At 51.0% G+C, this 13,717-nt stretch carries 12 protein-coding genes, 1 tRNA gene and 1 rRNA gene; 7 read left to right on the top strand and 7 right to left on the bottom strand.

The window, feature by feature from the left end; genetic code table 11:
• The first annotated feature begins 134 nt into the window (after positions 1-134).
• The 3 genes from rrf to KHS78_RS13895 all read left to right on the top strand — a co-directional run bounded on the left by rrf (position 135) and on the right by KHS78_RS13895 (position 1,357).
• Positions 135-250: ribosomal RNA gene (rrf, locus tag KHS78_RS13885) — 5S ribosomal RNA — on the top strand.
• A 47-nt stretch (positions 251-297) separates the two neighbouring features.
• A tRNA-Thr gene (locus KHS78_RS13890) sits at positions 298-373 on the top strand.
• Positions 374-580: 207 nt separating this feature from the next.
• Positions 581-1,357 (top strand): OmpA family protein, encoded by a 777-nt coding sequence (locus KHS78_RS13895; RefSeq protein WP_211829075.1) that lies wholly within the window; start codon positions 581-583, stop codon positions 1,355-1,357.
• 19 nt (positions 1,358-1,376) lie between these two features.
• Here the strand turns inward: KHS78_RS13895 and KHS78_RS13900 are convergent, their stop codons facing one another.
• Entirely contained in the window at positions 1,377-2,072 is a 696-nt protein-coding gene (locus tag KHS78_RS13900) for an START domain-containing protein (RefSeq protein ID WP_211829076.1), read from the bottom strand.
• Between the two features lie 271 nt (positions 2,073-2,343).
• Here KHS78_RS13900 and putA point away from each other — a divergent pair, with 271 nt between their 5' ends.
• Entirely contained in the window at positions 2,344-5,511 is a 3,168-nt protein-coding gene (gene putA, locus KHS78_RS13905) for a bifunctional proline dehydrogenase/L-glutamate gamma-semialdehyde dehydrogenase PutA (RefSeq protein ID WP_211829077.1), read from the top strand.
• Positions 5,512-5,565: 54 nt separating this feature from the next.
• Here the strand turns inward: putA and KHS78_RS13910 are convergent, their stop codons facing one another.
• A complete protein-coding gene (locus KHS78_RS13910; protein ID WP_211829078.1) occupies positions 5,566-6,630 on the bottom strand; it encodes a hypothetical protein in 1,065 nt (354 codons plus the stop codon).
• 86 nt (positions 6,631-6,716) lie between these two features.
• Complete coding sequence (locus tag KHS78_RS13915; RefSeq protein WP_211829079.1) at positions 6,717-7,685, bottom strand: sialidase family protein; 969 nt, start codon at positions 7,683-7,685, stop codon at positions 6,717-6,719.
• Between the two features lie 341 nt (positions 7,686-8,026).
• Here KHS78_RS13915 and putP point away from each other — a divergent pair, with 341 nt between their 5' ends.
• Positions 8,027-9,517 carry a sodium/proline symporter PutP gene (gene putP / locus KHS78_RS13920; RefSeq protein ID WP_211829080.1) on the top strand — a complete coding sequence of 497 codons (1,491 nt, stop codon included), beginning with the start codon at positions 8,027-8,029 and terminating at the stop codon, positions 9,515-9,517.
• A gap of 116 nt (positions 9,518-9,633) precedes the next feature.
• A complete protein-coding gene (rocD, locus tag KHS78_RS13925) occupies positions 9,634-10,854 on the top strand; it encodes an ornithine--oxo-acid transaminase (protein ID WP_211829081.1) in 1,221 nt (406 codons plus the stop codon).
• 42 nt (positions 10,855-10,896) lie between these two features.
• Here the strand turns inward: rocD and KHS78_RS22490 are convergent, their stop codons facing one another.
• Positions 10,897-11,031, bottom strand: a complete 135-nt coding sequence (locus KHS78_RS22490) for a hypothetical protein (protein ID WP_281417076.1) — start codon at positions 11,029-11,031, stop codon at positions 10,897-10,899.
• A gap of 321 nt (positions 11,032-11,352) precedes the next feature.
• Here KHS78_RS22490 and KHS78_RS13930 point away from each other — a divergent pair, with 321 nt between their 5' ends.
• Positions 11,353-12,312 carry an AEC family transporter gene (locus KHS78_RS13930; RefSeq protein WP_211829082.1) on the top strand — a complete coding sequence of 320 codons (960 nt, stop codon included), beginning with the start codon at positions 11,353-11,355 and terminating at the stop codon, positions 12,310-12,312.
• On the opposite strand, the gene KHS78_RS13935 is transcribed toward KHS78_RS13930, so the two are convergent.
• From KHS78_RS13935 to KHS78_RS13945, 3 genes are all read right to left on the bottom strand, one after another.
• Positions 12,303-12,554 carry an acetyltransferase gene (locus tag KHS78_RS13935; protein ID WP_211829083.1) on the bottom strand — a complete coding sequence of 84 codons (252 nt, stop codon included), beginning with the start codon at positions 12,552-12,554 and terminating at the stop codon, positions 12,303-12,305. The genes KHS78_RS13930 and KHS78_RS13935 overlap by 10 nt on opposite strands.
• 18 nt (positions 12,555-12,572) lie before the next feature.
• Positions 12,573-13,115, bottom strand: a complete 543-nt coding sequence (locus KHS78_RS13940) for a hypothetical protein (protein ID WP_211829084.1) — start codon at positions 13,113-13,115, stop codon at positions 12,573-12,575.
• A 188-nt stretch (positions 13,116-13,303) separates the two neighbouring features.
• Positions 13,304-13,651 (bottom strand): hypothetical protein, encoded by a 348-nt coding sequence (locus KHS78_RS13945; RefSeq protein WP_211829085.1) that lies wholly within the window; start codon positions 13,649-13,651, stop codon positions 13,304-13,306.
• Positions 13,652-13,717 lie beyond the last annotated feature (66 nt).

Raw genomic sequence — 13,717 nt, forward strand, 5'->3', positions numbered from 1 at the left:
GTGTAGCACAGTAAATAATCCGTCAAAAAATGCTCCATGCATTTTTGACATTCCCGCCATCCCTGGCGGTCAGATTCCGGAGAGCATGAAACGTTAACAAACCAGTAAACGTATCATGATCTCAACCCGTTTTGTCTGGCGACCATAGAGTATTGGCCCCACCTGATCCCATCCCGAACTCAGCAGTGAAACGATACATCGCCGATGGTAGTGTGGGGTCTCCCCATGTGAGAGTAGGTCATCGCCAGGCTTTAAATTTTGATCAGTATATCTGGTATTGATCGATCAAAAAGCGATGCTCTTGTAGCTCAGTTGGTAGAGCACACCCTTGGTAAGGGTGAGGTCGGCGGTTCAAATCCGCCCAAGAGCTCCAGATAAAAGCCCTGAAGATATCTTCAGGGCTTTTTTTATTGCCAATAACATTAAATTCGATCGATTCATTCAAGTAAAAACTGCAAATCATGCTGTCGGTTTAGTCGCCTTACCTTCGGCCATGTATTTCCCCCCCGATTCATACGACACTTTTACTATCACTGCCTACACTTGCTCATGCTGAAATCCTAAACAGGCGGAGTAAGCTATGAGTTTGAAGTCTATAAGCGGCCGTATGGCGCTAGTACTCCTTGCCGCCAGTATTGCCGGCTGCTCGACAACATCAACAAAGCAATCATGGTGGCAATGTGCCATAGCGGGCGCGACAGTGGGCGGTGCCGGCGGCGCGATGTCTGATAAGGAAGCCGCTACGTGGGGTGCTGTAGGTGGCGCCCTGATCGGTAGCCTTATCTGCGCGTTAAGTGGTAATGAAGAGCCTAAAGTGACTGATTATGATCGAGACGGTGTTGCTGACACCCGTGATCGCTGTAAGAACACACCGGCAGGTGTCCCGGTCGATCAGTATGGCTGTCCGATTGTTGTTGATAAGGACGCTGATAAAGATGGTGTGATGGACAAGCGTGATCGTTGCCTGAATACACCTCCCGGTGTTCATGTTGATGAATATGGCTGCCCGGTGCCGCCAGAGCGCGTGCTCCATGATGTGACATTCAAGTTCAATTCCAGTGACTTGACCGATCAGGCTAAAACGATTCTTGATAAGGAAGCGGCTTACCTGAAGAAATACCCGGATACACATTATCAACTGGTCGGTTATACCGATACGACAGGTAATGCGACGTACAATGTCTGGCTTTCCAAACAGCGAGCCGATTCCGTGATGAACTATCTGGTTCGTCAAGGTGTGAAGAGTCAACGTTTGACTACGCTCGGTATGGGTCCGAAAGACCCTATTGCGGATAACGCAACACTCGAGGGGCGTATGAAAAACAGACGGGTTGAGATCGAAATGGTGAATCGTTAATCAATCACAAACATATTGATTATTGGTTATTGCCGGGGAAAAGCGTTTCCCCGGCAGTCGTTTGAATGTGACTAGGGGATTGGATATAAGTGCGTTTAGCTAGTTGATATTTTTTCTGTGGTAATAGTTTTTTCATTTGTATAAAGGTTTTAAGGGGGGTGTCTACCAACAGGGTGTTGACCAGCCAGTCAGGGATATTGCCGCCGGGTTCAATGTGTGCGGTATAACTAATTTCCATTGTCTGGTTTTTAATGGGGACAATGGCCCATTCGCCGGTTAAGTAAGGAACACGGACATAATCATTTTTTTCAGGGAGGTAATGGGGGAGTCCCTTCATGGTAATCCGCACAGTCTGCGTTTGCGGATCCTGTTTCAGTTCACTGTAAATGATGGCATCCCGGTCTTGGACAGGCCAGGGAAGGTCATTGATGGTGTAGTTGTACGCTTGTGTTGGCGAATCGCTGTGAACCCGTTTCAGTGAAAGACAGCTATATAACCAGTCTGGCCCTGCCTGAGTATCTTCCAGCAAAGCAACGAGTGCGGTCAGTGTACTGTCGACCGTGGTGACTGCCCTGAATGCCTTAAGGGGTGAGTCTTCAACATCTTTGGTGTAAACCGAGATGCCTTCTTGCTCCTTGACCAGTTCCCATGCGATCAGTGATGGCGAAAAGCTGAGAATTTGGCACAGGAGCAGAATGTTGATCGACGCTTTCATTGCTATTTTTTATTCTTTTTTTCAGAACCAACGTATGGATATGACTGTCCAATTGTATACATTGGATAGGTAATTTTTGGTTAGCATAATGGACAATAAGGTTATTGAACAGAACCTGTACGTAGAGCAGGTATCGATAAGCCAAACTTGTACAGCGCCATCTGTAAGAGTTTTCTAGAATAATTAGGCGGTTGAATATATAACCATCTTAGATAAGGGCTGGTTCTCGCAGGAGCCAGAGTGGACTCATTGACCCGGGGTAAGCAACAGTATGTATCAAACAGAAGACGTCCTTACGCCAGAATTTCTCCAGCAGGGCTCAGATGCGCTGAAAGCGACTATATCCGGTTGTTACGGGCTGGATGAATCCGAGTGGCTTTCACATCTGATGGCATTGGCGGAGCCGTCTTCAGAGGAAATGTCAGCGGTATCTGCTCGTGCTGCCCGGTTAATCGAGCAGGTGCGGAGTCGTGATGACGCCATACTGATGATCGATGCGCTGTTGCTTCAGTACAGCCTTGATACCCGCGAGGGTATCCTGCTGATGTGCCTGGCAGAAGCCCTGATGCGCGTACCGGATGCGCAGACTGCCGATGCCCTGATCCGCGATAAACTGAGTGTGGCGGATTGGGAGCAGTATCTGCGAAAGAGTGAGTCTCTGCTGGTCAATGCCTCAACCTGGGGGCTGATGTTGACCGGCAAGGTTGTGACGATGGATGCCTCTGTGGATGGATCACCCGCTGGTGTGATCAATCGTCTGGTGAATCGCCTGGGTGAGCCTGTCATCCGGAAGGCTATGCATCAGGCCATGAAAATCATGGGCAAACATTTTGTATTGGGGCGTACCATTCAGGAAGCCTTGAAGCATGCCCGGGAGTATCAGGAAAAAGGCTATACCTATTCCTTTGATATGCTGGGCGAAGCCGCACTAACCGCCAGAGATGCCAGCCTTTATTATGATGCCTATGCCCAGGCAATAGAAACCATCAGCAACAGCCAGAATAATGATGGCAATGTGCCCTCACCGACGATCTCCATCAAGCTCTCAGCGTTGCATCCCCGCTATGAAGTATCCCAGGAAAAGCGGGTAATGACCGAGCTCTTTGATGCGTTGCTGGCATTGCTTCAGAAAGCGCGGGCGAGCAATGTCGGGATTACCATTGACGCTGAAGAAGCGGATCGTCTTGAATTGTCACTGAATCTGTTTGAAAAGCTGTATCGCCATCCGTCCCTGGCAGGATGGAATCAGTTTGGCCTGGTTGTTCAAGCTTACTCCAAGCGTGCACTGCCGGTACTCTGCTGGATGGCTGCATTGGCTCGTGAAGTCGGTGACTGCATTCCTGTCCGGCTTGTAAAAGGGGCTTATTGGGACAGTGAAATCAAGCTGGCGCAACAGTTGGGGCTATCAAATTACCCGGTGTTTACACGCAAGGAAGCGACGGATGTCTCTTACCTTGCCTGTGCCCGTTTTCTTTTAAACGATAACGTTTCAGGACTGCTTTACCCGCAGTTTGCTACCCATAATGCCCATACTGTCGCAAGTATTTTAACCATGGCCTCTCACCGGCAGTTTGAGTTCCAACGCCTGCATGGTATGGGCGATGCGCTCTACAATACCCTGATGGAGCAGGAGCCAGTGACAGTCAGGATTTATGCGCCGGTTGGTAGTCATCAAAACCTTTTGCCTTATCTGGTCAGGCGATTGCTGGAAAATGGCGCTAATACATCGTTTGTGCATCGGTTGGTGGATGCTAAAACGCCTGTTGCGGATTTGGTCAAGCATCCCGTCACTGTTTTACGCGGTCACGCGTCATTGGCTAATGAGCGTATTCCTCTTCCACCGTACATTTTTGGTGATTCCCGCCTTAATTCAGCAGGTATCAATATTCATATTGAATCCCAGTGGCAACCCTTTCAGGCAGGCGTCAGCGACTATTTACAGACAGTGTATTCGGCGACCCCCATTATCAATGGCCAACGGGTCATGAGTGGTCATTGCCATGCGGTGCAGTGCCCTTATCAGTTGCAGGAAAAAGTGGGAGAGATTTATTGGGCGGATACGCAAAACGTTCAGCAAGCGATTGAGGTTGCAGCCAGTGCTTTCCCTGCCTGGAGCAATAGACCCGTCGATGAACGGGCAGTCTGTCTGGAACGACTGGCCGATTTACTGGAATCTCATCAGCAGGAATTGGTGGCTCTGTGCCATCGTGAAGCCGGGAAGACCATACAGGACAGTATTGACGAAATTCGTGAGGCGGTTGATTTCTGCCGCTACTATGCGCTGCAGGCAAGAGAGCGTTTTACTGTCAGCGCCATGACCGGTCCGACCGGTGAACTGGATGAACTTTATCTGACGGGTAGAGGTGTGTTTGCCTGTATCAGCCCCTGGAATTTTCCGCTGGCGATATTTTTAGGGCAGATTACCGCAGCCCTGGTGGCTGGTAATACGGTGATCGCCAAACCCGCAGAACAGACCGGCCTGGTTGCCTGGCGAGCGGTACAGTTAATGCTGGAGGCAGGAGTCCCTGAGGATGTCATACAATTCCTGCCCGGTGATGGTTACACCGTGGGTGCTGCTCTGGTAGCGGATGAACGGGTCGCTGGCGTGGCTTTCACCGGTTCGACGGATACGGCGAAACAGATTAACCGTTCACTGGCCGCCAGAGAGGGGGGGATTGCGACCCTGGTCGCTGAGACGGGTGGCCAGAATGCCATGATCGTCGACTCTACCGCGCTACCGGAGCAGGTGGTTATTGATGTCGTCCATTCTGCCTTTACCAGTGCCGGACAGCGCTGTTCAGCCCTTCGGGTGTTATATCTGCAGCAGGATGTGGCAGATCGAATGATCGACCTGTTGAAAGGTGCGATGTCTGAGTTGGCTGTTGGTAATCCGGTGCTGCATGAAACGGATATTGGTCCTGTTATCGATGCTGAAGCGCGTGATCAGTTACAAGCGCATGTCAACAGCATGAAGGCATCGGCAGTCTTGTTGGCTGAAACACCACTGGCTGCTGATTGTCACAATGGCTGTTTTCTGGCTCCGGTAGCTTTTGAAATACAGTCGATCAAAGAGCTTGATAAAGAACACTTTGGCCCGGTGCTTCATGTCATTCGTTATGCGGCGAGTGAACTGGATCGGGTGATTGATGAGATTAATGAAACGGGCTTTGGGCTGACACTGGGTATTCATACACGCAATGAAGCGACAGCGGCTTATATTGACCGTCGAGTCAGAGCGGGGAATGTTTATATTAACCGTAACCAGATAGGCGCCGTTGTCGGGGTGCAGCCATTTGGCGGGCAGGGGTTGTCAGGGACGGGGCCTAAAGCGGGTGGACCCCATTATCTGCTTCGATTTGTGACGGAGCGTACCCGGTCAACCAATACAACCGCCGTTGGCGGAAATGCCACCCTATTGTCATTGGGGGCCGGTGGTTAAAAAATCTGAGTTTGAAAGGATGCAAAAAGGGGTAAGCCGTCTGTCCAGACGTCGTTACCCCTGCGTTTCCAGTAAGTTTTTCTGAATGGCCGGTTTTCTCAGTTTCCAGATTTGCGAATCCACGATGTAATGATGGAAATTGATAGTGGCGTATATTAAAAGTGCCAGAGGCAGCCCGGTGCTCAGTGTGGTTGAAGCAACAATGGCTTCCAGATTGAAATAGATAACCGTGGATAGTGTGAAACAGGCACCCAGGTAGATCAGGAGCCGACCGGGTTGGCTCAGGAAGGAAATCACACGGTGATCCTTTTCAATGCCGGTGGCATAACGTTTGCGGTTAAATAACCAGACAAATCCAATGTACTGTGCGTTATGCCAGATATTAATGGTGAGCCAGCTGCAGTTAATGTCATTAATCACGACGTAAGAAAGCGTGTAAATAAAAAAGTGGGTCAGCACATAACCGAAGTAAAAGGGCGTGATCTCTTTCCTGAGTAATGCGCGGGTGCCGTTAATCATCCAGTAAATAATTGCGCTAAAACAGATGGCCAGTAATACCAGGCGGACGCTTTCTGGCAAGGCAACTGTCCATATGGGAATGCCCAGGAAGTGACTGTGTCCTGCGCTGATCATGTAAACAAATGTGGTAAAAGGCACCAGGTAAAATGCAATACGTTGACCGGAATGCGTTGCAAATACTTTGCACTGGCCTTTCATGCCGTAGGATTTCGCCACGCCTTCGCTCTGGCGGGAATAGTGGTACCACTGCCAATAGAGGTAAACACTGCCGATCAGTGCAGCATTGGTGAATGAATAGATCAAACAAACAACCGCAATGATCATCAAAGGTAAAGGGGCTAAGAAAAACCAGTTCTCCCTGGCGCTTTTTTTATCGAAACCTATTCGCGTAAACGTTGAAATGACATGGTGGTAACCGAGGATCCACAGGTCAGCAATCAATATCCATTCAAACCAGTCAGGTATCAGATACGCGCATAAACCGGAAACAATGGCTATGAACGGAATAAAATAAATAAACAAATAATCGCCGCTGATAGCGGGAAACAATTGCTGTTGTGAATAGCTGGGCGCTGTGTGCATGGTGTTATTTAGAATCATCCATTATTCATACTCGAAATATAGCATAGAGGATGTATTGGTATTAGCAGGCTGGTGAGACCTGTAGAGAGGTCGAGCTAGATGGGTTACTTCGATGACGCCGAAACAACATTGATCTGAATATGGCGGATGGCCTTACGTTGCCAAGTATAGGCAATGTGTATTGTGCCGTTACTGTCTTCTATCACTGCGGGGTAGGAAAATTCCCCATCACCTTCTTCCAGCGTCATTAGTTGTTGCCAGTGTCTGCCGTCACGACTGAGAGCAAGAGTCAGTGGGGTGCGTCCGGCAACCACCGGATTGTATACCAGTAGATGGTGACCATTACGCAATGTGACAGCATCAAGCGCTGAGTTGGGGTTGGGTAGCTGGGTGGCTGTCAGGGCTGACCAGCTGAGACCAGAATCGTGAGATCTGGTTTCGGCAATAACGCCGGAATGAGTTCTGCATAATGCCTGTATGTGTCCTTCAGGATGGGTGAGAAGTGTGGGTTGGATGGCGCCCAGCATCTGTGGGTCTTCAACGGGTATTTGATGGCGGTGGCTACCATCGTCTATCTCAAAATGGACTTTCCAGCCCTGGTGTTCAGTGCTGGATGGATAAAGGATGTGCCTGTTGGGGAGTTGTATTGGCTTGTTCCTGATAGGGCCGAGATAGCCTTGAGGATTGGACTGGGGTGTTGACCAGGTTTTGCCATCAGTGGACACGGAATGGTATCCCCGCCAGGTACGCGGTGAGCTGCCTACTTTGTAGTGAAGGTGCAAATGGCTGCCATCGTTAAAAAGTACAGGGTTCCAGTGCGCTTCCTCCCTATTGTCTGGCGTTGTCGGAGTTAATAGGGTCGGTGCATGCCACTGACCGTTTTCAAAGTGCGCTCCCCAGATGCGAACGTCTGGCTGTCCTTCCTGACTGCCGCCGAACCAGGCTGCCATTAATGAGCCCGGTTTGACCTCTGTGAGTGTCGCGGCATGGCAGGCCTCGGTAGGGAGTGAGTCCGGCGATATAACAAACGCTTTACTGATCATGTTGAGTCGAATGTCAGCAGTCTCTGTCATCGTGTCGGCCTGCAGATAGGTAATTAACAGAAAACTATGCCACATCAACGTGTGGCTAATGATGGATGGCGATTTCATCGCAAAAACGAATATCAGTATTGATTAATAATGAATGATATCGCTTTAGTCATTCGTCAAGTGTATTGCCCGTAATACAGGCAAATTATCAGGTCTTGGCAATAAATCTGGAACTTTTGTCGATATAGTCGAGATTTGTTAGTAATTTCCGCAGTCTGCATACCTCCGCAAAGAACAGCTACTACATTGGATAGTCATTATTTCAGCAACTGAAACTTTTGCTGCAGATTGATTGTCTAAAACTCCAGAAAGGAGCTTAATGTATGCAGGGAAATACCACCGTTCTTATCACATTTGTTGCCTATTTCACCGTTATGCTGGGAATAGGCTACGAAGCTTATCGGCGCACTGCCACGTCCTCAGACTACTTCCTTGGGGGGCGTTCACTCGGGCCGTGGACAGCAGCCCTGAGCGCCGGTGCGTCCGATATGAGCGGCTGGTTACTGCTGGGATTACCGGGTTATGCCTTTATGGCCGGGCTTGAGGCGTTCTGGCTGGGGGCGGGCTTGTTACTGGGGACCTGGTTGAACTGGATGCTTGTGGCGAAACGCCTCAGGGTCTACAGCAAGGCGCTGGGCGACTCCCTGACCTTGTCGGAATACTTCTCCAATCGATTCAATGATCGCAGCAAAGTGCTCCAACGCCTCTCTGCGATGTTTATCTTGCTCTTTTTCCTTTTCTATACCAGCTCAGGTCTGGTCGCCGGAGGTAAACTGTTTGAGACAGCCTTCGGGTTGGATTACCGGTGGGCGGTGATCCTTGGTGCCGTCAGCGTCATCTCCTATACCCTGTTTGGTGGCTTTCTGGCAGTCTGTTGGACTGACCTGGTTCAAGGGTTGTTAATGTCCGCCGCACTGATCATTGTGCCGCTGGTCGCCTTGGATATCAGTGGGGGCATTGGCCATGTCGTCACGACCATGCATATGAAAAACCCCGAGTTGCTGAATATCATGACGGATGTGTATGGTAATCCACTCAGCACGATCACCATTCTGTCATTGCTGGGGTGGGGGCTGGGTTATTTTGGGCAACCGCATATTCTGGCACGTTTCAAGGCGATTAAGTCGGTTGAGGATATGCCGGCAGCGCGGCGAATAGCGGTGACATGGACAGGCTTTTGTATACTCGGTGCCTTTTTGGTTGGTTTGGCTGGCATGGTCTACGTCGATGCACACCCCGGGATTATTCTGGAAGACCCGGAGCAGATCTTTATGTTGCTGGTCAGTAGCCTGTTTAATCCGCTGGTGGCCGGTATCCTGCTGGCGGCAATCCTGGCGGCGATCATGAGTACGGCAGACTCGCAACTGCTGGTCTGTTCGACAGCGTTTGCCGAGGATCTCTATCGTGACATGTTTCGCAGTGAGGCAAACCAGCAGGAAGTCTTGCAGGTAGGACGGGTTTCGGTGGTTGTGATTTCCATCATTGCCTGTCTACTGGCAATGAATCCTGATAGCAATGTCCTGGGGCTGGTCTCCTATGCCTGGGCCGGGTTTGGTGCCGCTTTTGGTCCTGCCCTGTTGATCAGTCTGTTCTGGAAGCGAATGACCCGTAATGGTGCCTTGGCCGGCATTTTGGTGGGTGGTGTTACCGTTGTCGTCTGGAAGCAGTTGACGGGGGGATGGTTCGATCTTTATGAAATCATACCGGGCTTTGCCTTCTCATCGATCGCTATTGTGGCGGTCAGCCTTCTGGACGGGTGCCTGTCAACGCATCCGTTGGTGGATTTGGGTAGCGCTGACATCGAATCTGGCTAAGCCGGTCTGCCTTCCTGAATTTGGCGCTTCATAATAAATGCCATTACTATCCTAGAGAGGGCTAGTGGTTGGCGTGGCGTTCCAAGTGACGCTGTAACAGGACGGAGAGGGGGATTATGGTGAAGGGATTATCCGCAGATGCCATCATGCAGCTGGAAGCTGAACATGGTGCCCACAATTACCACCCGTTGCCCGTGGTACTGGCCAAAGGCAAAGGGATAGAGGTGTGGGACGTTGACGGCAAGGTGTATTTTGATTTCCTTTCCGCTTATTCCGCAGTCAATCAGGGGCATTGTCATCCGAGGATTATCCAGGCGCTGGTTGACCAGGCATCTGAGCTGACCCTGACATCCAGGGCTTTTTTCAGCAGTGAACTGGGGCCATTCGAAGCCTTTCTCTGTCAGACTTTTGGTTATGACCGCATGCTGCCAATGAATACCGGGGCTGAAGCGGTTGAAACCGCCATCAAGCTCTGTCGGAAATGGGGCTACCAGAACAAGGGAATCCCTCCGGAAAAAGCCACCATCGTGGTCTGTGATGGAAATTTCCATGGTCGGACGACGACCATTATCTCATTCTCCAATGATCCTGATGCCCGTAATGAGTACGGCCCCTATACACCAGGATTTATTTCCATTCCTTATAACGATGTGGCCAGTCTTGAGCAGGCCCTGAGTCAGCCCCATGTCACCGGTTTTCTGGTTGAGCCGATCCAGGGTGAAGCCGGTGTGATTATCCCGGATGACGGTTATCTACAGCAGGTCAGAGCCTTATGTGATCAATACGGTGTCCTGTTTATTGGCGATGAAATACAGACCGGTATTGCCCGCACCGGTCGGTTACTGGCCGTGGATCATGAACAGGTACGTCCCGATGTACTCATTCTGGGTAAGGCGCTTTCCGGCGGAGTATTGCCGGTGTCTGCGGTTCTGGCCAGTGATGAGGTGATGCTCTGTATCCAGCCGGGGCAGCATGGCTCGACCTATGGTGGTAACCCCCTTGGTTGCCGTGTAGCCACCGCCGCCATGGAGGTGGTGCGGGATGAAAAACTGGCTGAAAATGCCGATCGCCTGGGGCAGGCCTTCAGGGATGGGCTGGCGCAGATCCGGCATCCTATGCTGAGGAGCGTCAGGGGCAAAGGGTTGCTCAATGCCATCGATATTGAGCCGTTGAATGGCGCTGAAGCCTGGGATGTCTGTCTCAAGCTGGCAGAAAAAGGTCTGCTGGCCAAACCTACCCACCGGGATACTATCCGTCTTTCGCCGCCACTGGTCATCAATGACGCTCAGGTCAGCCAGAGTCTGTCCATTATTGAGGATGCATTGAAAGCGTTTTAAAGAGAGGAGCATCCCTGGACGCGCCGGGGATGCTCAGACTGATTATTGCTGCAGCATATGAAAGGGAAGATAGAGGGCTGTGGCAATAAAAATCCATAGCGCGATATCACCGATTCGTTTTTCCAGTCTGTTCAGCCGGCGCCAGTGCTTGCGGGTCACGTCCTGTTCCTTATACATTTCAGATCCATTGGTATTCAGTATTGATGAAAAGGATCGGAATACGCGGCGTTGGCGCAAGATTTTTTATTCATTGTCAGGCATCTGCATATTACTAACTGCCATGACACACCGAATAAGCCAGCTGCTCGAAAATTCCGATTGAAGACATATCGGTCTGCCAATACATAGCTTGAGTCTCTGAAGCGGTCTGGATCAAATATTTTTTGATTGTATTGTCGTAGGCTATTCGATGTCATAGCGACGTGTACTGTTGGTGTTACTTTGGCTGAGGGTAAACCTGTGTGTCCGGGCTGGACATGGCGTTGTTAGGGGCAATGAATGGTTCTGGAGGCGCTGGATTTTACGGTAGGGGTGACCCTGCCGATTTTCGTCATGATGTTTTTGGGACTGGTTCTGAGGCGGTTCCAGGTTATTGATGGCCCATTTATGGATACCGCTTCCCGGTTAGTGGTGAACTTTGGCCTCCCCGCCGTTTTGTTCCTCGGGACGGTGCGCATGGACCTGGGGCTGGCGCTGGATCGACAGCTGATCCTGTTCACCGTCGTCATGACGATGGCTTCTGTCGGTATTTTGTGGCTGTTGGCTGGTCGGATTGCCCCAGCGGCGTTGGATCGAGGGGTATTTGTTCAGGGGGCCTTCCGGGGCAATTTGGCAATTACCGGGCTGGCGCTTGTCGCCAATATGTATGGCCAGGAAGGGGTATCTCTCGCGTCTTTGCTGATGGCATTTCTGGTGCCGCTATACAATGTATTGTCAGTATTGGTGCTGGTGGGGGCTCAGCGCGGACATGACGAGGAACCATCCCTGCAATGGACCAGGCTGGCCAGGAACCTGTTTGGCAACCCGTTGATAGTGGCCATTGTTGCTGGGCTGCTGGTCAACCGCCTGGCGTTGCCATTGCCTTCTGTCCTGGTTCGGGTCGGGGAATATTTCAGTTCTATTACCCTGCCGCTGGCGCTGTTATGTATCGGGGGTACCCTGAGTCTCAGAGCATTACGGGAAGCCAGTTGCCTGTCATTGTGGGCAACGGTGGCGAAAGTGCTGGTTTTGCCCGGATTGATGGTGGTGGGCGCAGTATGGCTAGGTTATCGCGGCACGCTGTTGGGGGTCGTGTTCCTCCTGTCTGCCAGTCCTACGGCGGTCGCGAGTTATGTTATGGCCCGCAGTATGGGGGGCAATGCCCAGCTGGCAGCGAGTATCGTGGTGTTGACCACGCTGATGTCAATGGTGACGGTCAGCGTGGGTATTTTCGTGCTGCGTTTTCTGCATTACCTGTAATCCGGGATGGATTGCGGTGCGCGTTTATGGACTTCGGCATCACGGTAATGGTCGTTGAGCCAGCAGCGGGGCAGACTTTCACCGGACAGGAAGCGGAGGTTGTTTTTCCGGAACTGCTCGGGCTCGGCGGGATCCTCACCCCACTGAATGCAACCTGTCACGTTGGGTTCACAGGGGTTGAAGAGTTCCTCAGGCTTGAGTATGGAGACCAGTTTGCCGTTGTTTTTTAAGGACAGGAACATGGTTGTAGCTCTCAATGATCATGCCGGGTGCAAAGGCACGCGATTACTGAAGGGATTCGTGATGGATGAGCTGCTGCCTGCGAGCAGTAAATCCGGGTAATGGCGAAACACATGTTGTTTGACTTTGTGTACCTGGAATGAGTACAGGTCAACCATAATCAGGCAGCCACCCTGGTCGAGGGGGTGTTTAAAGGGTGTCAGGCGGTAATTTTGCCTTGCCATGCCAGCCAGTCCACCGGACCATGCGCCAAACAAGCCACAGAAAATTGTCAGTAATGCCACCTGAGGCAGGGCAAAGGTAAAGGGCAGTAACTCCAGCGTGCCAGCAACCGTTGAAACCAGCAGGCCGCCTGTGCCGCCAATAAGCGCCCCTTGCTCGCCAGAATGGATAATATCACGCTCTTCCAGCAGGTTAGCTTCATTCAGGTGGTGATGCGTCAGGCTGTTTTGATCTTTGCAGATAATATGCACATGCCAGTCACTGATGCCCTCCGCGTACATATCATCTGTTACGCGCTTGGCTTGTGCCAGAGACTGGGTGAGGTAATACAACCGTATCATGGTTACCTCCATCGGATCACACTATGCCGACTAATTGTAGGTATATGTAGCGGTTTTGGGGGTGGAAATACCTAGACTGAATGTTTCTATAAAGAGCAGGGTTGATACCATGAACGTATGACATCAACCTGAAGGGTTTACGTTGCGGTATAGAGTCTTCTGGGAGCGTACTTAACGACTGAACGGAATCAGCTAATGACAGGAGGAAGTTTGCCTGTTTTTAACAGTTCACTGAACCGCTTTTTTCTCTCTTCTTCTGGCAGGGTGGGTGAGGCAGCGTCACTATTGTCGCACAGGGGCGACAGATCGGGCGCGATGTCGATCGGGCTGTCGCCCGTGGATAGGGCCTCTTTACTGATGATGTAGCTATCCATGACATCCAGCGCTTCCAGCAGGCCGACGTGCTGTTCGTCATCCCGTATATCGTCTTCAAGTTTGGCTGCAATGTTGTCACGGATTTGCTGAAGCCGTTCCACCGGCGTGGTTTCACCGTGTTCGCTCAGCCATTGTGCGGCTGATTCACCGTTGGTTGCCATGTAATGGAGCTTACCTGTCCAAGAGTAAAAGACCGATTCTACCACACCCTGTCTCTTGTCGTCGTT

This window comes from Kistimonas asteriae (assembly GCF_018263925.1).
In the GTDB taxonomy this organism is placed as follows: Bacteria; Pseudomonadota; Gammaproteobacteria; order Pseudomonadales; family Endozoicomonadaceae; genus Kistimonas; species Kistimonas asteriae.

Coding starts and splice junctions, on each gene's coding strand:
- KHS78_RS13900 (WP_211829076.1), bottom strand. CDS start 2,072: ATGAAAGCGTCGATCAACATTCTGCTCCTGTGCCAAATTCTCAGCTTT.
- KHS78_RS13915 (WP_211829079.1), bottom strand. CDS start 7,685: ATGACAGAGACTGCTGACATTCGACTCAACATGATCAGTAAAGCGTTT.
- KHS78_RS13945 (WP_211829085.1), bottom strand. CDS start 13,651: ATGGCAACCAACGGTGAATCAGCCGCACAATGGCTGAGCGAACACGGT.
- KHS78_RS13935 (WP_211829083.1), bottom strand. CDS start 12,554: ATGTTCCTGTCCTTAAAAAACAACGGCAAACTGGTCTCCATACTCAAG.
- putP (WP_211829080.1), top strand. CDS start 8,027: ATGCAGGGAAATACCACCGTTCTTATCACATTTGTTGCCTATTTCACC.
- KHS78_RS22490 (WP_281417076.1), bottom strand. CDS start 11,031: ATGTATAAGGAACAGGACGTGACCCGCAAGCACTGGCGCCGGCTGAAC.
- putA (WP_211829077.1), top strand. CDS start 2,344: ATGTATCAAACAGAAGACGTCCTTACGCCAGAATTTCTCCAGCAGGGC.
- KHS78_RS13940 (WP_211829084.1), bottom strand. CDS start 13,115: ATGATACGGTTGTATTACCTCACCCAGTCTCTGGCACAAGCCAAGCGC.
- KHS78_RS13895 (WP_211829075.1), top strand. CDS start 581: ATGAGTTTGAAGTCTATAAGCGGCCGTATGGCGCTAGTACTCCTTGCC.
- KHS78_RS13910 (WP_211829078.1), bottom strand. CDS start 6,630: ATGATTCTAAATAACACCATGCACACAGCGCCCAGCTATTCACAACAG.
- rocD (WP_211829081.1), top strand. CDS start 9,634: ATGGTGAAGGGATTATCCGCAGATGCCATCATGCAGCTGGAAGCTGAA.
- KHS78_RS13930 (WP_211829082.1), top strand. CDS start 11,353: ATGGTTCTGGAGGCGCTGGATTTTACGGTAGGGGTGACCCTGCCGATT.